The organism is Cellulosimicrobium sp. NPDC055967 (assembly GCF_042269845.1).
Taxonomy (GTDB): domain Bacteria; phylum Actinomycetota; class Actinomycetes; order Actinomycetales; family Cellulomonadaceae; genus Cellulosimicrobium.
Window position 1 is genome coordinate 52,967 of sequence record NZ_JBHJYJ010000014.1, and the last position, 16,839, is coordinate 69,805.

The window sequence follows — 16,839 nt, forward strand, 5'->3', positions numbered from 1 at the left end:
CCCGCGCTGTTCCGGTCCGGGTCACGAGTGTCACGAGCGTCACGAGTACCGCACCTCCTGGCTGCGTCGGCGGATGACGGTCATCTCGTCGCGCTGGTTCCCCGTGGGTCCCAGGTAGTTGAACGCGTAGGAGAGCTGGGCGTAGCCGCCCGCGAGGTGCGTCGGCTTGAGCAGGATGCGCGTGAGCGAGTTGTGGATGCCGCCACGGAGCCCGGACGTCTCCGCGAGCGGGACGTCGATCGTGCGGTCCGTCGCGTGGTGCATGTACACGGTGCCCTCGGGCATCCGGTGGCTGACCACCGCCCTCGCCACGACCACGCCGTTGCGGTTGTACGCCTCGATCCACTCGTTGTCCGCGACCCCGATCTTGGCGGCGTCGGCGGGCGACATCCAGACGTTCGGGCCGCCCCGGGACAGGGACAGCATGAAGAGGTTGTCCTGGTACTCCGAGTGGATCGACCACTTGTTGTGCGGCGTGAGGTACCGCACCGCGACCTCGGCATGACCGCCGGAGGCGGGGTAGCCCGACGGCGACGTGTCGCCCACGACCGGCGAGTCGCCGAACAGGCGGTGCATGTCGAGCGGCGGCCGGAAGATCGGCATGTGCTCGCCGAGCTCGATCATCCAGTCGTGGTCGAGGTAGAGGTGCTGGCGCCCCGTGAGCGTGTGCCACGGCTTGAGCCGCTCCACGTTGACGACGAACGCCGAGTACCGGCGGCCCCCGTGCTCGGACCCGGACCACTCGGGAGAGGTGATGACCGGCGTCGGGCGCGACTGCACGTCCGGGAACGTCACGCGCTTGCCCTGCTCGTCGAGCGCGAGGTCCGCGAGCCGGGTGCCCGTGCGCTGCTCGACGTGCTCGAACCCCTGCACCGCGAGCCGGCCGTTCGTCGTGCCCGACAGCGCGAGGATCATCTCGCACGCGTGCGTGTCCCGGTCCAGGCGCGGGCGCCCGGCCGTCGGTCCGTCCTGGACGAGACCGTTGCGGCGGCCGAGGTCGGCGACCTCGGGCGCGGGCGAGAAGTGCACGCCCTTGGTGACCATGCCCGCCTTCTCCGTGAGCGGACCGAGCGACGCCATCCGGGCCGCGAACGCCGGGTAGTCCCGCTCGACCACCACGAGCTTCGGCATCGTCACGCCCGGCACGAGCTCGCGCTCCGTCACGGGCAGGCCCGAGTCGGTGAGCGCGCCGTGCGGGACCGCCATCTCGTCCGGGGTGTCGTGCGCGAGCGGCGCGGCGACGAGGTCCTCCCGGACCCCGAGGTGCGTCACCGCGAGCTCGGACACCTTCCCCGCCAGCGCGTGGAAGATGTCGAAGTCGGTGCGCGTCTGCCACGGCGGGCTGATCGCCGGGTTGAACGAGTGCACGAACGGGTGCATGTCCGTGGAGGACAGGTCGTGCTTCTCGTACCACGTGGCCGCCGGCAGCACGACGTCCGAGAACAGCGTCGTCGACGTCATGCGGAAGTCGAGCGTGACGAGCAGGTCGAGCTTCCCCTGTGGCGCCTCGTCCCGCCAGGTCATCGACCGCGGGCGGCGCTCCGGGCTCGACTCCGCCGCGTTGACCGCGGCGTCGGTCCCGAGCAGGTGCTTGAGGAAGTACTCGTTGCCCTTGCCCGACGACCCGAGGATGTTCGCGCGCCACACCGTCACGACACGCGGGAAGTTCGCCGGGTCGTCCGGGTCCTCGCACGCGAACCGGAGCGTCCCGGCCTTGAGCTCGTCGACCACGTGCTGCGCGGGCTCCTTGCCCGCCGCGCGCGCCTCGTCCACGAGGTCGAGGGGGTTGCGGTCGAACGTCGGGAAGCTCGGCATCCAGCCGCGCTGCGCCGACTCGACGAGCGTGTCCGCCGTGGTGCGACCCGAGAACTGACCCTGCGCGAGCGGCGACGCCAGCGCGTCCGCGGGCAGGCCGTCGTACCGCCACTGGTCCGTCGCGAGGTACCAGAACGCCGTGCCGATCATCTGGCGCGGCGGGCGCGACCAGTCGAGGCCGCCCGCGTACTGCGCCCACCCGGTCACCGGGCGGCACTTCTCCTGCCCCACGTAGTGCGCCCACCCGCCGCCGTTCACGCCCTGGCAGCCGGTGAGCGTCGTCAGCGCGAGCATCGCGCGGTAGATCGTGTCGGAGTGGAACCAGTGGTTGGTGCCCGCACCCATGATGATCATCGAGCGACCGCCCGAGTCCAGCGCGTTCTGCGCGAACTCGCGCCCGATGCGCTCGGCCGCCGCCGCGGGCACCCCCGTGAACCGCTCCTGCCACGCGGGCGTCGCGGGCGACGCGTCGTCGTCGTAGCCCGCGGGCCACTCGCCCGGCAGGCCGAGCTCCGGGCGGTCCACGCCGTACTGCGCGAGCAGCAGGTCCAGCACCGTCGTGACGAGCCGCCCACCGACCCGGCGGGCCGGGACCCCGCGCACGACGACGCCCGCGCCGCCCAGGTGCGCGGCGGCCTCGTCGCCGGGCGCCGGGTCGAGGTCGAACCGCGGCAGCGCGACGGCGACCGTCTCGTACGTGAGATCTGCCGAGGGAGAGCCCTGGTTCCGCGAGGGAGAGCCCTGGTCCGCCGAGGGAGAGCCCTGGTCGGCCGACGGCGGGCGCTCGGCGACGGAGTCGCGGGTCGGGGCCGCCTGGGGCGCGCCCCAGAAGACGCCGTGCGGGTCGGCGACCGAGAGCAGCGGGTCGATGTCGCCGAGGTCGAGGTTCCAGCGACCCGCGTCGGCCTCGCCGTAGCGGTGGCCGAGGCTGCCGTTCGGGACGCGCGGAGTGCCGTCGGCGTCGAGCACGACGGTCTTGAAGCGGGCGTTCGAGGAGGCGGCGTCGTCGTCGCCCGGGCGCCCGACGCCGTCGGGCAGGTCCGCCGCGGTGAGGAACTTCCCCGGGACGTACGTGGCGACCGGCCGGTCGTCGGGGTTCCCGTACCCGTCGCCGTGCTCGTCGAGGACGACGAGGTTCGGGAGGTCGGTGAAGCGCGCCGCGTACTCGGCGAACTGCGGGGTGCGGCGCTGCGCGTAGTGCTCGGTGAGGATGACGTGGCCCATCGCCTGGGCGAGGGCGCCGTCCGTCCCCGGGTGCGGCGCGAGCCACTCGTCGGCGAACTTGGTGTTGTCGGCGTAGTCGGGGGAGACGACGACGACCTTCTGGCCGCGGTAGCGGGCCTCGGTCATGAAGTGGGCGTCCGGCGTGCGGGTGACCGGGACGTTGGAGCCCCACATGATGCAGTAGGTGGAGTTCCACCAGTCGGCGGACTCGGGGACGTCGGTCTGGTCGCCGAACACCTGCGGGGACGCGACCGGGAGGTCGGCGTACCAGTCGTAGAACGAGAGCATCGTGCCGCCGAGCATCTGCACGAACCGGGCCCCGACGCCGTGGGACACCATGGACATCGCGGGGATGGGGGAGAACCCGGCGACGCGGTCGGGTCCGTAGGCCTTGATGGTGTGGACGTGGGCGGCGGCGACGATCTCGGCGGCCTCGTCCCACGACGCGCGCACGAGCCCGCCCTTGCCGCGCGCGGACTTGTAGCGCCGCGCGGTCTCGGGGTCGGTGGTGAGGCGCTCCCAGGCCAGGACGGGGTCGCCGGTGGCGGCGCGGGCGGCGCGGTAGGCGTCCAGGAGGGTGCCGCGGACGTAGGGGTAGCGCACGCGGGTGGGGGAGTAGGTGTACCAGGAGAACGCGGCGCCGCGGGGGCAGCCGCGGGGTTCGTACTCGGGGGAGTCGGGGCCGACGGAGGGGTAGTCGGTCTGCTGGGTCTCCCAGGTGATGATGCCGTCCTTGACGTAGACCTTCCAGGAGCAGGACCCGGTGCAGTTCACGCCGTGGGTGGAGCGCACGACCTTGTCGTGGGACCAGCGGTCGCGGTAGAACACGTCGCCCTGGCGCCCGCCGGTCAGGAACACCTGCCGCAGGTCGTCCGACACCTTCCCGCGCCGCAGGTGCTTGCCGAGCCGCAGCAGCGCGTCCTCGACCGGGCCGTCCGCCGTCGTCGTCATGCCGCGCTCCCGCCGCCGACCGTCGCGGAGGGCCGGGAACTCAGCGGCCGCGAGGGTCCGCGCACCGGCGACGCTGACGGCACGAACACGTACGACATGCGGGCCTCCTGGGGCGAGCAGGGACGGCGGGGGTCGGTCCACAGCCACTATGCCCAGAACGGGCGGATCGCGCGCGCCGAGCGCGCCCCCGTCCGACGCGCCGTCCGACATCCCGCCCGACGCCGCGCCCGGTCCGGCCACGCGGGTCGCTACCGTGGCGCCATGAGCGCACCCACCGGACCGGCCGCGGACGCGACCGTCGTCGTCGTCACCGTGTCCGACCGCTGCTCGCGCGGCGAGGCGGAGGACCGCTCGGGCCCGCTCCTGGCGGGGCTCCTCGGGTCGGCGGGCTGGGCGGTCGTCACGGACCTCGTGCCCGACGGCGTCGCCTCCGTGCGCGACGCCGTCGCCCGGGCCGTGGCCGGGGGAGCGCGCGTCGTGCTCACGACCGGCGGGACCGGCGTCGGGCCGCGCGACCTCACGCCCGAGGGGACGCGCGAGGCCCTGGCGCAGGAGGTCCCCGGCATCGCGGAGGAGCTGCGCCGGCGGGGAGCGGCGCACGTGCCCGCGGCCGTGCTGTCGCGGGGTCTCGCGGGGATCGCGTCAGGACCGCAGGGCCGGGCGCTCGTCGTGAACCTGCCCGGCTCGACGGGCGGCGTGCGCGACGGCTGGGCCGTCCTCGAGCCGCTCCTGCCGCACGTGCTCGCGCAGCTCGACGGCGCCGACCACTGACGACCCGGCGATCCTCCCGGCCGAGCAGGTGGTCCTGGCGGGTCCGGGGAGCGTGACGGACCCCGATCGCCTGCTCGGCACGGGCCGGGTCAGCCGCCCGCGAAGGGTGGGAGCACGTCGACCGGCTGGTCCGGGACGAGCGGGGTGTCGTCGCTCGACGCGCGCACGCCGCCGACGAGGAGCGAGCAGCGGGGCAGCACGTCCGCGAGGGCGGCGTGCCGGGCGACGAGCGCGGCCTGCAGCTCGCCGACCGTCGTCGCGTCGACGCTCTCCGTCTCCGTGCCGGCGGCCTCGCGCGCCCCGGCGAAGTAGCGGACGGTCACCATCTCTCAGTCCTGCGTCTCGGCCGGCGCCGCGGTGCCGGGCAGCTCGGGCTCCGGCGTCCACGCGAGCGCGAGCGCGGCGGCGCGGTCGAGGACGTCCTGCACGCTGCGGCCCGACCCGTCGTGCGCGGCGAGGCCGGCGACGTAGCCCGCGACGAACGTCGTGAGGGGCGCGGCGGGACGCTCGATGCCGTGCGCGGCGTCGCGTGCGAGGTCGAGGATCGCGCCGATGTCCACCACCTGAGGGTCGAGGTCGAGGTCGCTCGCCAGCGCGTCGACCCAGCGCTCGAGGTTCGTCATCGTGGCCTCCTGCTGTCGTCCGGGGTGTCGTCGGGCTCCGGTACCGCACCCGCGCCCAGGCGGCGGTCCTGCTCGCGGGCATCCTCCCACGTGTCGACGTCGTCGGTGGCGCCGTCCTCGTCGGGGACGGCGAGCGCGGGCAGCCCGGCGAGCAGGCGGCGCACCGACGCACCGTGCACCGCGGGCAGGGCGGCGAGCGCGCCCTGGAGCGCCGCGCGCTCGTAGAGCCCCACGAGCCACTGGTCGCGCCCGCCGCGCACCGCGTGCACGGCCACCTCGTCCGCCCGGCGGCGCGCCGCAGCGAGCAGCGCGGGCACCGCCTCCGCGGCCCGGGGGACGTCGCACGCGAGGACGAGCACCCAGGGCGCGCCGCCGTCGTCGGGTCCGGGCAGGGCGCCCAGCCCGGCCGCGATGCCGGCGACGGGTCCTCCGAAGGGCGGGTCCTCGCGCGTCAGCGCGTAGCGGGCGGGGTCGGCGAGCTCGTCCGGCCCGACGACGACGGTCCGCGCCGCGCCGGCCGTCGCCGCGAGCGCGTGCTCCAGCAGCGGACGGCCCCCGACGACGACGCCCGGCTTGGGCGTCCCCAGCCGCTCGGCACGACCCCCGGCCAGCACGACGGCGTCGAAGACGAACGCCGGGCGGGGCCCGGTCACGGCTCGCGGTGCCAGTCGCCGGACTTGCCCCCGGTCTTGGCGACGAGGCGCACGTCCGTGAGCTCGACGGACTTGTCGAGCCCCTTGACCATGTCGACGACCGCGAGCCCCGCGACCGCCACGGCGGTGAGCGCCTCCATCTCGACGCCCGTGCGGTCGGCGGTGCGCACGGTCGCGGTGACGTCGACGCCGTGGTCGCCCACGACGAGGTCGACGACCGCGCCGTGCACCCCGATGACGTGCGCGAGCGGCAGCAGCTCGGCCGTGCGCTTGGCGCCCGCGATGCCCGCGATGCGCGCGACGGCGAGCACGTCGCCCTTGGGGACGGTGCCGTCGCGCAGCGCCGCGACGATCTGCGGCGAGCACCGCACGACGCCGGTCGCCGTCGCGGAGCGGACGGTGGGCTGCTTGGCGGTGACGTCGACCATGCGGGCGTGGCCGCGCTCGTCGAGGTGCGTGAAGTCGTGCGTGGGGCTCATGGCGCCACTCTCGCACGCGCGCCCCGGCGCGCGGACGGGTCGGAGGACCCTCGTGCGTCCCGGCAGGCCGGCGCGTGCGGATCGAGGCCACCGCCGTGCATGCGGAGGGGCCCGGCGGTCAGTCCAGGAGCAGGACCCGGACGGCGTCGCCGGGCTCGACCGACGTGACGTCCGCGCCGACCACGGCGAGCGCGTCGGCGTGCGCGAGCGCGCTCACGCGGTGCGAGCCGGAACCTCGCGCCTCCGCGGGGTCCGCCCCGCGGTCGCGGTGCCGGCCCGCGGGGACGACGCGGGCGCCGTCGGGCGAGGTGTGCCGCACGAGCACGAGCTGCTCGCGCCCGGACGGCGACGACCAGCCCTCCGCGGCGACGCGCTCCACGAGCGCGCGGCCCGTGCCGGGGACGCCCCGGAGGCGGTCGAGGACCGGCCGGGCGAACAGCTCGAACGACACGAACGCGCTCACCGGGTTGCCGGGCAGCGCGAGCCACGGGACGCCGCGCCACCGCGCGAGGCCCTGCGGCTTGCCGGGCTGCATCCCGACGGCGACGAGCCGTGCGTCGTCGACCGCGCCCTCCCACGCCGTCCCGGCGCGCGTCGCGGGGTCCAGGACCTCGCGCACGACGTCGAACGCGCCCGCGCTCACCCCGCCCGTGCTGACGAGGAGGTCGGGCGGGGCGCCGTCGAACGCACCCAGCAGGTCGTCGAGTGCCGCGACGAGCGCGGCGGCCGTGTCGCCGACCGCGCCCCGCCGCACGACGCGCGCCCCGGCCGTGCGCGCCGATGCGGCGAGCAGGACCGAGTTGGAGTCAGGGATCCGGCCCGGACCCGGCGCCGTCCCCGGCGCGACGAGCTCGCTGCCCGTGGACAGCACCGCGACGCGCGGCGCGCGGTGCACGCGCACGGTCGCGTGCCCCGCGGACGCCGCGACCGAGACGTGCCGCGCCGTCAGCACGGCCCCCGCCTCGAGGACCACGTCCCCGCGGCGCACGTCCTCGCCCTGCGCCCGCACGTTGCTGCGCGACGCGTCATGGACCTCGACCGTCACCGGGCCGCTTCCCGGCGCCCCCGGCGTGAACCGCCCGGTCGACGTGCGCTCGACCGGGACCACGAGGTCGGCGCCGCGCGGCACCGGCGCCCCGGTCATGATCCGGACCGCCTCGCCGGCCCCGAGGAGGGCGTCGAGCCCCGGTGCTCCCGCCGCGACGTCGCCGACCACGCGCAGCGCGACGGGCGAGCCGGTCGCGGCCCCGGCCACGTCGGCCGACCGCACCGCGTACCCGTCCATCGCGGACGCGTCGAACGCGGGCGCGTCCAGCGTCGAGACGACGTCGGCCGCGAGGACCGCCCCGACCGCGCCCTCGAGCGGGACGTCCGTCGACGGCGTCGGGCGGACGAGCGCGAGCGCGTCGTCGGCGTGCTGGGCGATCGTCCGGCGCGGCTCGCGGGTCATGCCCGCACCGTAGCGGAGCCCGGGTGCCGACTCCGGACGAGTGGGCTAGGTTGGAGGCGGAGTCATGAAGCGGCCCGCAGCCCCCCGAACCTTGGGAGGACACCATGGCCTCGATCTCCGCGACCACCATCCCCAGCCCCGAGCAGACCGCTCCCGTGCGCCCCGCAGCCCTCGCCGAGGTGCTCGCCGTGGGCACGCACCTGCTCGTGGGGCAGTACCGCGTCGAGCTCGGCACCGGGACCTGGTGGTGGTCGGACGAGGTGTACACGATGCACGGCTGGACGCCAGGGGACGTCGAGCCGAGCCTGGACGCGCTGCGCTCGCGCAAGCACCCCGACGACCGGGCCCGCGTCGTCCGCGCCGCGACGGACGCGATCCGCTCCGGCCGCCCCTTCTCGTGCGCGCACCGCATCGTCGACGGGCACGGCAAGGCCCGCTCGGTCGTCGTGACGGGCCAGGGCCGCCGGGACGCCCGCGGTCGCGTCGTCGAGATCGCGGGCTACGTCGTGGACGTCAGCCCGACCCACAAGGAGGCGCTGGAGCGCGAGTCGCAGCGCGCCGTGACGCGCGCGTTCGTCAGCCAGGCCGCCGTCGAGCAGGTCAAGGGCGTGCTCATGGCCGTGCACGGCGTCGACGACGTCGCGGCCGGCCAGCTCCTCGCCGAGGCCGCGGGCGAGGCCGGAGTCCCGGTCCAGGAGACGGCGGCGCAGGTCATGCGCGCGCTGAGCAAGGCCGGCGGGGTGGGCCCGACGGCCGAGGCGACGGTCGCGGGGGCGCTCGCCGCCGTGCGCCCGGTCGCCCGGCCCCGCGCGCACGACGCCCAGCTCGCCCGCCGCCGCGAGCCCGCGCGCTCGTGAGCCGGAGCAGAGGACCCCGACGGAACGGAGGGACGACATGACGGACGAGACCGCCTTCCCGGCCCAGCAGCAGGAGCCGCCCGGCCTCACGAGGCCCATGGACCCGGTGCCCGACCACGGCGAGGAGTCGTACCGGGGGAGCGGGCGGCTCGAGGGCCTGCGCGCGCTCGTGACGGGCGGCGACTCGGGCATCGGCCGCGCCGTCGCGATCGCCTACGCGCGCGAGGGTGCGGACGTCGCGATCGGCTACCTGCCCGAGGAGCAGGAGGACGCCGAGGAGACCGCGCGCTGGGTCCGTGAGGCGGGCCGCACGTGCGCGCTCCTGCCCGGCGACCTGACCGACGAGGCGACCGCCCGCGGCCTGCCCGGGCGCGCCGTCGAGGAGCTCGGCGGGCTCGACGTCCTCGTCAACAACGCCGGGTTCCAGATGGCGCGGCGCGAGTCGATCGAGGACGTCACGACCGAGGAGATCGACCGCGTCCTCAAGACGAACCTCTACGCGCTGCTCTGGATCACCCAGTCGGCGCTCGAGCACCTGGGGGAGGGGGCGGCGATCGTCAACAACTCGTCCATCCAGGCCTACCAGCCCTCGACGTCGCTGCTCGACTACGCGTCGACCAAGGCCGCGATCAACAACCTCACGGTCAACCTCGCCGCCGAGCTCGGGCCACGGGGCGTCCGGGTCAACGCGGTCGCTCCCGGACCCATCTGGACCCCGCTCCAACCGGCCACCCAGCCGGAGGAGAAGATCGAGAAGTTCGGTCAGGACACGCCGCTCGGGCGGGCCGGGCAGCCCGCCGAGGTCGCGCCGGCCTTCGTCTTCCTCGCCTCCCCGACGGACGCGAGCTACGTCTCCGGCACCGTCCTCGGGGTGACGGGAGGCAAGCCCGTGTTCTAGGGCGCCGAAGAGACCTCCCCGTGCGGGCCACGGACGGATCGGCCGAGGGCCGCGACCCGCCCGGGAGGGTCGGAGGGCGGGCGTCCGCGCCTGCCCGGGGGCGGGTCCGCCGCGAGAGCGACGGTGCCCCAGGGACACCAGCCGCCACGCCCTGTGCGGGCGAGACGGCCACCGCCCCCGACCCGTCCGGGCGCGCTGCCTGGGCGGGGCCTCCGGCACGTCCGGTGGGCGGGCCGCGCACGACGTCGCGGCCCACCTCCCCGGGTACCGGTCGCCGGGAGCGCGGCCTACGCTGGGGCCGGGGAACCCGTGAGGAGGCCGAGATGACGAGCATCGAGCAGAGCGTCCAGCAGGGCACGGTCGGGATGCCGGCGGGTCCGGCAGCCACCGTCCCCGCACCGCAGGCGGAGGCCGTGGCCGGGGCGCCGGAGATCGTGGGCGGCGTCGAGGAGCAGAGCGTCGCCGGGCTCGTCGCGGACGCCGCGCGGGCGCTGGCCGACGAGCCGACCCTCCAGCAGACGCTCGACCGCGTCGTCGAGCTCGCCGTCTCGATGGTGGACGGGTGCGAGTCCGCGGGCATCTCGCTCGTCACACGGGGACGCATCGAGAGCCCCGCCGTGTCCGACCCCCTCGTCGCGCGCGGCGACGCGCTCCAGTACGAGCTCCGGGAAGGGCCCTGCCTCGACGCGGTGCACGACCACGCGCTCGTCGAGTCCGGCGACATCGGGTCCGACGCGCGCTGGCCCCTGTGGGCGCCCACGGTCGTGCGCGAGCTCGGCGTCCGGTCGATGCTGTGCGTGCAGCTCTACACGTCGGAGAACGCGCACGGCGCGCTCAACATGTACTCGACGTCGCCCGACGCGTTCTCGGTCGACGACCACCACCTCGCGTCGACGTTCGCCGCCGTCGCGGCGGCCGCGATCTCGGCCGCACGGACCGAGGAGCAGCTCCAGTCCGCCGTCCAGACGCGCACCCTCATCGGGCAGGCGCAGGGCATCATCATGGAGCGCTACTCGCTCACGGCAGGGCGCGCGTTCGCGGTGATGAGCCGCGTCTCCCAGGACGCGAACATCAAGCTCGTCGACATCGCGCGCCAGGTCGTGGAGACGCGGCGCATCCCGGGGGTCGGGACCGACTGAGCCGTGGCCGCCCCCGGCGCACCTCGTGCCGCGGGGCGGGCCTGGACGCTCACGACGGGGCCTAGACGCTCACGACGGGCCGGACGGCCGGTGGAGCGCGTCGTCGTCCGCATCCTCGAGAAGCAGGTCGATGCGACGCCGGGCGGTCTCGTGGAGCGCACCCGCGCCCGCGACGGTCCCGTCGACGACGCCCGCGACCAGCCGGCGCGCGAGCTCGCGCACGGGCACGTTCGCGTCGTTCGAGCGACGTCGCAGCAGCTCGAACGCGTCGTCCGGTCCGATCGCGAACGCCGTCATGAGGACGCCCTTCGCCTGCTCGATCACCGAGCGCGACGCGTCCGCCGCGCGGATCGACGCCGTCGCCTCGCGCCGTGCCGCCTCCTCGTGCGCGGTCGTCAGGTCGACGAAGTACCCCACGACGGCCGCCCACGGGGCCCTGCCGTCGAGGCGGCGGCCCTGCGCCGCCACGGCGAGCGTGCGAGTCCGGCCCGTCGCGTCCACGATGCGGTGCATGGACCCGAACGGCTCGCCGGTGCGCGCCGCGTGCGCGAGCTCGCTCGCGACGCGCTCGCGGTCCTCGGGGTGCTTGTGGGACAGGACGAGCGCCGTCGTCGGGACGACCTCGCCCGGCGCGAAGCCGTGCATCTCGTACACCTCGTCCGACCACCACCACGTGTCCGTGGCGACGTCGACGCGGAAGCGTCCGACCGGCTGGGGGTCACCCGGGCCGAGGGCGGCGAGGAGGTCGGCGAGAGCCGGAGGGACGACGTCGTCGGGTTCCGCGACGTCGGAGGGCAGGGCAGCGTCCATCGATGGGGGTCCCCGGAGATCGAGCAGGACGGAGCCGATTCCTGACCCCAGCAGAAGGAAGATTATCCCAGGGGCGGCGAGAGGGAGGACTCATGACCACGCAGGTCAGCGACGGACGTGACGAGTCGGCCGACGAGCGCTCGGACCGCAACTGGGCGGAGCTGCTCCAGGAGCTGCGCGTCATGCAGATGGGCGTGCAGATCCTCACGGGCTTCCTGCTCACGCTGCCGTTCCAGCAGCGCTTCGGCGACCTCGACACGTTCCAGACCGGCGTCTACCTCACCCTCGTGGCGCTCGCCGTGCTGTCCACCGGCCTGTTCGTCACGCCCGTGAGCCTGCACCGCGCGCTGTTCCGCAAGCACCGCAAGACGGCGCTCGTCACCCTGAGCGACCGCATCGCCCGGGTCGGGGTGCTCGTCCTCGCGTTCGTCGTCACCGGGACGGTCCTGCTCGTGGTCGACGTCGTCGTGAACCGCACCGCGGCGCTGTGGTCGAGCGGCTGTGCGCTCGTCCTGCTCGTCGGTCTCTGGTTCGTCCTCCCGCGCCTCGTCGCCCGCGACGCCACGACCGCCCCCTGAGGCGCCGCGGGCACGAGCCGAGGACGCGCGTGGCCACGGGCCCTGCGCGGAGGAGGGCGGGCGTTCCGAGACGGAGCGAGCCCGATGGGTCCGTTTTGTGAGACGTCCGGGCGGTCTGCCAGGATGTGCCGCGTCCGCCCTCAGGAAGGGGGCGAGGGCAGGGGGGCGCGATGAGGCGAACGATCAGGGGCCCGGTCACCGCGGGTCTGCTGGCGCACTGCGGCACCAGGGGCCTGGCGGCTCAGCGACGGTGGCGACGTCCGACTGCCCGGCCGAACCGAGGAGTTGAGCGTCGGATGGTACGTCGAGAGTGGTCAGGACTCGTCGGTGGGGCGGTCGTCTGCCTGATCGTCGCGGGGTGTGCCCCGAGCGCACCGCAAGGGTCCGTGGAGCCTCAGGGAACGACTGCAGGGCAGGTCGAGGCGACCGGGCCGGTCGAGGGTGAGAAGAACCGGATGCGGTGGGCGTTGCCCCTGGACGTGTACTGGGTCGACGACACCCTCGGCAGCGCGGCCGAGAATGTGCTGGCCGAGGCGTGCATGCGGGACAACGGGTACGACTACCGCCGTCCGCAGGTCGACGTCTCGGTGCGTTCCGAGACCGAGCAGCCCTTCGGGCGGCACCTGTTCAACGTCGAGACGGCCGCGCGGTGGGGGTACGGCGGGGCTCCTGACCCGAACGCCGCCGTCCTCAGGGCCGCGAGCGAGGAGGCGATGTCCTGGCCCGCGGAGCAGGGCGAGCAGTTCTTCGCGTGCCTCGACGAGGCGCGGAAGGAGCTGCCGCCGGAGGCCATGCGGATCGACAACACCCTGAGCGGTATGGGGATCACGTCCGGGTTCGATGCCGTGCGCGACCCCGCGGTCGTGGCGGCGGCCGAGCAGTGGGTGACGTGCATGCAGCCGCTCGGTTTCACCGACCTCCCGTCGAGCCCGCACGGCGAGGACGGGGGGATGCCGACCATGTCGATGGCCGCGTCGTTCGGTGAGATCTACGACGGCAAGACGAACGAGCAGACCCCGGAGCAGGAGGCGGAGGAGATCCGGCTCGCGACGTTCGACGCCGAGTGCCGGGAGAGTTCTGGGTACGCACAGGCCCTGTACGACGCGGAGTGGGAGCGTCAGCTGACGGTCGTGGCGGAGAACGAGGACGCGCTGGCCACGCTGCTCGAGGACAAGACCGCCTTCGAGGAGCAGGCCCGGGAGATCCTGGACGGGGCGGGGGTCGGGTGAGCCCTCGCCGCCACGTCGTCGTCGGGGCGGTCGTGACCGTCCTCCTCGTCGGGGGGCTCGTGGGCGGGTGGTTCGCGGCGGCGAGCTTCCAGTCCCCGGCGCAGGTCGCCGCGAACGCGGCACCTCCGCCGCCCGGTGACATCGTGGCGGAGGTGACCTTCGGCGCGTTGTCCGAGCAGATCACGGCGCGGTCGGACGTCGTGCGCGAGTCGGCGGCGAGCGTCCAGGTCGCCGCCGGGAGCGGCGACCAGTCCGTGGTGACCGCCGTCGGAGTCCCGGCGGGTTCCGAGCTCCGCGCGGGTGCTGTCGTGCTGGAGGTCAGCGGCCGTCCCGTCATCGCCACCACCGGGGCGTTCCCGTACTACCGCGACCTGGTCGAGGGAGCGACGGGCCCGGACGTCGAGCAGCTCCAGCGCTTCCTCCGGGACCTCGGCTACCGCGTGGGCGGCCTGGGCGAGTTCGGTCCGCAGACCGCGCAAGCAGTACGTCGCCTGTACCGGGACATCGGGTACGAACCGATGACCCGTGAGGGGCCCGCCGAGGAGTCGCAGACGTCCGGTCAGAACGTGCCGCCGTCGCCCACCGACCCTGTACCGTCCAGTGGCTCACCGTCGGGGAGCGATGGCACGGCGGAGGGCGTCGCCGACGGCGCTGGTACGGACCCGGTCCCGCCGGCTGGCGAAACGACCGACGTCGCTGTGCCAGCTCCCGTCGAGCTCGTCGTCGTGCCGCGCGGCGAGCTCGTCGTCACGGGCTCGCTGCCCGCCGTCGTCGGCGCGACGCCGAACGTGGGGGACGTGCTCACGGCCGAGAACGCGACGATCACCCTGGGGCAGGGTGCCGTCGTCGCGCAGGCGAAGGTGGCGGTCTCGGTCCTTCCCGTCCTCGGCGAGGGGATGACGGCTACGCTCACCGGCCCCGACGGCACGGTGCTCGAGGCGACGCTCGGCGCGATCCCCGCTCCGCCGGCGGCCACGGGGGACGAGGCGGCCCCGGTCGAGCTCGGGGTGCCGTTGGTGACGGCGCAGCCGATCGACAGCACGTGGCTGGGGGCGAACGTGCTCACGACGATCACGGTGTCCGCGGTGGCCGACGAGGCCCTGCGAGTCCCGGCCCGTGCCGTCGCCGTGCACTCCGACGGCACCGCCGTCGTCCAGCGGCGGGAGTCCGACGGCTCGTTCCGCGAGGTCGAGGTCCGCGAGCTCGGGCGCCTCGGCGGGACCAGCGCCGTCGAACCCGTCGTCGCCGACGCCCTGTCGGCGGGCGACGAGGTGAAGGTCGAGTGACGACGTTCGACCTCGCGGGGGTCACCAAGACGTACCCAGGGGCGCAGCCGGTCGAGGCGCTGCGCGGGGTCGACCTGTGGATCGGACCGGGGGAGTTCCTCGCCGTCGAGGGCCCGTCCGGCAGCGGCAAGTCGACGCTCCTCAACATCCTCGCCCTCCTGGACGCACCGACCTCGGGCACGTACCGGCTCGACGGCCGGGACGTCGCGTCCCTGGGGGAGGGCGAGCGGGCGCGCCTGCGCGGGGAGACGTTCGGCTTCGTGTTCCAGGGGTTCCACCTCATGGACCATCGGACGGTCGTGGACAACGTCGAGCTCGGCATGCTCTACGCCGGTGTGCCCGCGGACGAGCGTCGCCTCAGGGCGCTGGAGGCGCTCGACCGCGTCGGGCTCTCGGAGACCGCGCACCGCCGCGCCAGCGACCTGTCGGGCGGGCAGCGGCAGCGCGTCGCGATCGCGCGTGCGCTCTCGGTCGGTTCCGGGACGATCGTGGCTGACGAGCCGACCGGCAACCTCGACACCGCGACGTCGGAGTCCGTGCTGGAGCTCCTCACCGACCTGCACCGCACCGGCACGACGGTCGTGCTCGTCACCCACTCGCCGGAGATCGCGGCTCGCGCGCAGCGGCGCCTCGTCGTGCGCGACGGCCTCATCGTCACGGACACGGGCGGCACCGGCGCCCTCGAACCCGGCAGCGTCGTCACGGGCGGCGTCGTCACCGGCAGCGGCGCGGGCGCGGGCGCGAGTACCGCCCCCGCGAGCACGTCCGCCGCGAGCATCGACCTCCCGCTCACCGGCCCGCCGCCGGAGGTCACGGGATCGGGCGATGGTGAGGGCCGACGTCGGGCACGACCCCGGGTCGGGTTCCGCACGGTGGTGCGTGACGCGGCGGCGTCCGTCGCCTCCCGACGCGGGCGCACCGCCACGCTCGCGGCCTCCGTCGCGGTCGGGGTGGCCCTGGCCCTGACGACGGTCGGGCTCTCGGCGTCGGCGCAGGCCCAGGTCTCCGAGCGGTTCGACGCACGGCTCAACCGGGCCGTGACCCTGACGATGCCCTTCACCGCTGCCGAGGCAGGGCAGCCCGTCGTCGTCGACGGGACCGAGCCGGGCGTGCCCGAGGAGGCCGTCGCCCGGCTCGCGGACCTGCCCGGTGTGGACGCCGCGGCGCTCGTGTCCCGGAACGGGATGATGACGGTCGCCCTGCCGGGCGAGGCCGCCAGCGTGCCGGACGCCTTCCTGCTCGGCGTCGGCGACGGCATCGACCAGGCCGCGGAGCTCGGCGTCGACTGGTCGGGCGGGACGGCGGGCCCGCTCGGAGACGGCGAGGCGCTGCTCGGGCGGGCGATCGCCGACCGGCTCGGTCTCGGGCCGCTCAGCGCCCGACCGCAGGTCGTGCTCGACGGGCGGTCGTTCGTGGTGCGCGGCATCGTCGACGAGGGCTATCGCGTCACGAACGTCATCCAGGCGGTCCTCGTGCCCGTCGACGTCGCGGCCGCGCTGCGACCCGCCGCGGAGCACGAGGTCTACGTCTTCACCGCGACCGGCGCCGCCCAGCAGGTCGCGGCGCAGGCCCCGCTCGTGCTGCGGCCCAGCACGCCCGAGGCGTTCGAGGTCGTCGCACCGCCCGACCCTCGCGGCCTGCGCGGCGAGATCGAGAACGACGTCCGCACGATCCTCCTCGTTCTGACGGGGGTCGCGATCCTCGCCTCGGTCGTCTCGCTGACGAGCGCGATGACGATGTCCGTGCTCGAACGCTCCCGGGAGATCGGGATGCGGCGCGCGATCGGCGCCCAGGCGCGCCACGTGAGCCGCCTCGTCATGACGGAGGCCGCGCTCGTCGGCGTCGTCGGTGGCGTCGCGGGCGCGGCCACCGGGGTCGCTGCCCTGCTGGCGATCACCATCGCCCGACGCTGGACACCTGTCCTCGACCTGGGACACGTCCCGGTCGCGGTCGCGGGTGGCGTCGTCGTGGGGGTGCTCGGCGGGGTAGCGGCCTCCCTGCGCGCGCGCCGCATCCAGCCGAGCGAGGCGCTCCGGGTGTGACCCCGTCGCCGAGATAGCGACCCCCGACCGAGAT

15 protein-coding genes are annotated in these 16,839 nt (G+C 75.0%); 8 read left to right on the forward strand and 7 right to left on the reverse strand.

Features of this window, described 5'->3' with window-relative positions; all coding sequences use genetic code 11:
* Positions 1-39: 39 nt before the first annotated feature.
* A complete protein-coding gene (locus ACFC2L_RS16265; RefSeq protein ID WP_375825353.1) occupies positions 40-3,990 on the reverse strand; it encodes a nitrate reductase subunit alpha in 3,951 nt (1,316 codons plus the stop codon).
* Positions 3,991-4,251: 261 nt separating this feature from the next.
* Between ACFC2L_RS16265 and ACFC2L_RS16270 the strand changes: the two genes are divergently transcribed.
* Positions 4,252-4,761 carry a molybdenum cofactor biosynthesis protein B gene (locus tag ACFC2L_RS16270; protein ID WP_375825354.1) on the forward strand — a complete coding sequence of 170 codons (510 nt, stop codon included), beginning with the start codon at positions 4,252-4,254 and terminating at the stop codon, positions 4,759-4,761.
* A gap of 89 nt (positions 4,762-4,850) precedes the next feature.
* On the opposite strand, the gene ACFC2L_RS16275 is transcribed toward ACFC2L_RS16270, so the two are convergent.
* From ACFC2L_RS16275 to glp, 5 genes are all read right to left on the reverse strand, one after another.
* Positions 4,851-5,087: a MoaD/ThiS family protein gene (locus ACFC2L_RS16275; RefSeq protein ID WP_375825356.1), complete on the reverse strand. Its 237-nt coding sequence runs from the start codon at positions 5,085-5,087 to the stop codon at positions 4,851-4,853.
* A 3-nt stretch (positions 5,088-5,090) separates the two neighbouring features.
* The gene (locus ACFC2L_RS16280; protein ID WP_375825357.1) at positions 5,091-5,384 is read right to left on the reverse strand and encodes a DUF6457 domain-containing protein; all 294 of its coding nucleotides are present in this window, start codon (positions 5,382-5,384) and stop codon (positions 5,091-5,093) included.
* A complete protein-coding gene (locus ACFC2L_RS16285; RefSeq protein WP_375825358.1) occupies positions 5,381-6,037 on the reverse strand; it encodes a molybdenum cofactor guanylyltransferase in 657 nt (218 codons plus the stop codon). Before ACFC2L_RS16285 ends, ACFC2L_RS16280 begins: the two co-directional genes overlap by 4 nt.
* A complete protein-coding gene (gene moaC / locus ACFC2L_RS16290; RefSeq protein WP_375825359.1) occupies positions 6,034-6,516 on the reverse strand; it encodes a cyclic pyranopterin monophosphate synthase MoaC in 483 nt (160 codons plus the stop codon). Before moaC ends, ACFC2L_RS16285 begins: the two co-directional genes overlap by 4 nt.
* A gap of 118 nt (positions 6,517-6,634) precedes the next feature.
* Positions 6,635-7,966 carry a gephyrin-like molybdotransferase Glp gene (glp, locus tag ACFC2L_RS16295; RefSeq protein WP_375825361.1) on the reverse strand — a complete coding sequence of 444 codons (1,332 nt, stop codon included), beginning with the start codon at positions 7,964-7,966 and terminating at the stop codon, positions 6,635-6,637.
* 104 nt (positions 7,967-8,070) lie between these two features.
* On the opposite strand from glp, the gene ACFC2L_RS16300 reads away from it, so the two are divergent.
* The 3 genes from ACFC2L_RS16300 to ACFC2L_RS16310 all read left to right on the forward strand — a co-directional run bounded on the left by ACFC2L_RS16300 (position 8,071) and on the right by ACFC2L_RS16310 (position 10,860).
* On the forward strand, positions 8,071-8,823 hold the full coding sequence (locus tag ACFC2L_RS16300) for a PAS and ANTAR domain-containing protein (RefSeq protein ID WP_375825362.1): 753 nt from the start codon (positions 8,071-8,073) through the stop codon (positions 8,821-8,823).
* Between the two features lie 37 nt (positions 8,824-8,860).
* The gene (locus tag ACFC2L_RS16305) at positions 8,861-9,721 is read left to right on the forward strand and encodes an SDR family oxidoreductase (RefSeq protein WP_375825363.1); all 861 of its coding nucleotides are present in this window, start codon (positions 8,861-8,863) and stop codon (positions 9,719-9,721) included.
* A gap of 323 nt (positions 9,722-10,044) precedes the next feature.
* Positions 10,045-10,860, forward strand: coding sequence for a GAF and ANTAR domain-containing protein (locus ACFC2L_RS16310; protein ID WP_375825364.1), 816 nt, complete (start codon positions 10,045-10,047; stop codon positions 10,858-10,860).
* Between the two features lie 69 nt (positions 10,861-10,929).
* On the opposite strand, the gene ACFC2L_RS16315 is transcribed toward ACFC2L_RS16310, so the two are convergent.
* The gene (locus tag ACFC2L_RS16315) at positions 10,930-11,670 is read right to left on the reverse strand and encodes a PAS and ANTAR domain-containing protein (RefSeq protein WP_375825365.1); all 741 of its coding nucleotides are present in this window, start codon (positions 11,668-11,670) and stop codon (positions 10,930-10,932) included.
* 92 nt (positions 11,671-11,762) lie between these two features.
* Here ACFC2L_RS16315 and ACFC2L_RS16320 point away from each other — a divergent pair, with 92 nt between their 5' ends.
* The 4 genes from ACFC2L_RS16320 to ACFC2L_RS16335 all read left to right on the forward strand — a co-directional run bounded on the left by ACFC2L_RS16320 (position 11,763) and on the right by ACFC2L_RS16335 (position 16,805).
* A complete protein-coding gene (locus tag ACFC2L_RS16320) occupies positions 11,763-12,248 on the forward strand; it encodes a DUF6328 family protein (protein ID WP_375825366.1) in 486 nt (161 codons plus the stop codon).
* A 386-nt stretch (positions 12,249-12,634) separates the two neighbouring features.
* Positions 12,635-13,477, forward strand: a complete 843-nt coding sequence (locus ACFC2L_RS16325; RefSeq protein ID WP_375825367.1) for a hypothetical protein — start codon at positions 12,635-12,637, stop codon at positions 13,475-13,477.
* Entirely contained in the window at positions 13,474-14,763 is a 1,290-nt protein-coding gene (locus tag ACFC2L_RS16330) for a peptidoglycan-binding protein (protein WP_375825368.1), read from the forward strand. Before ACFC2L_RS16325 ends, ACFC2L_RS16330 begins: the two co-directional genes overlap by 4 nt.
* The gene (locus ACFC2L_RS16335; protein WP_375825370.1) at positions 14,760-16,805 is read left to right on the forward strand and encodes an ATP-binding cassette domain-containing protein; all 2,046 of its coding nucleotides are present in this window, start codon (positions 14,760-14,762) and stop codon (positions 16,803-16,805) included. The genes ACFC2L_RS16330 and ACFC2L_RS16335 overlap by 4 nt, the downstream gene beginning before the upstream one ends.
* Positions 16,806-16,839 lie beyond the last annotated feature (34 nt).

Coding starts and splice junctions, on each gene's coding strand:
- ACFC2L_RS16265 (WP_375825353.1), bottom strand. CDS start 3,990: ATGACGACGACGGCGGACGGCCCGGTCGAGGACGCGCTGCTGCGGCTC.
- ACFC2L_RS16270 (WP_375825354.1), top strand. CDS start 4,252: ATGAGCGCACCCACCGGACCGGCCGCGGACGCGACCGTCGTCGTCGTC.
- ACFC2L_RS16275 (WP_375825356.1), bottom strand. CDS start 5,087: ATGGTGACCGTCCGCTACTTCGCCGGGGCGCGCGAGGCCGCCGGCACG.
- ACFC2L_RS16280 (WP_375825357.1), bottom strand. CDS start 5,384: ATGACGAACCTCGAGCGCTGGGTCGACGCGCTGGCGAGCGACCTCGAC.
- moaC (WP_375825359.1), bottom strand. CDS start 6,516: ATGAGCCCCACGCACGACTTCACGCACCTCGACGAGCGCGGCCACGCC.
- glp (WP_375825361.1), bottom strand. CDS start 7,966: ATGACCCGCGAGCCGCGCCGGACGATCGCCCAGCACGCCGACGACGCG.
- ACFC2L_RS16300 (WP_375825362.1), top strand. CDS start 8,071: ATGGCCTCGATCTCCGCGACCACCATCCCCAGCCCCGAGCAGACCGCT.
- ACFC2L_RS16305 (WP_375825363.1), top strand. CDS start 8,861: ATGACGGACGAGACCGCCTTCCCGGCCCAGCAGCAGGAGCCGCCCGGC.
- ACFC2L_RS16310 (WP_375825364.1), top strand. CDS start 10,045: ATGACGAGCATCGAGCAGAGCGTCCAGCAGGGCACGGTCGGGATGCCG.
- ACFC2L_RS16315 (WP_375825365.1), bottom strand. CDS start 11,670: ATGGACGCTGCCCTGCCCTCCGACGTCGCGGAACCCGACGACGTCGTC.
- ACFC2L_RS16320 (WP_375825366.1), top strand. CDS start 11,763: ATGACCACGCAGGTCAGCGACGGACGTGACGAGTCGGCCGACGAGCGC.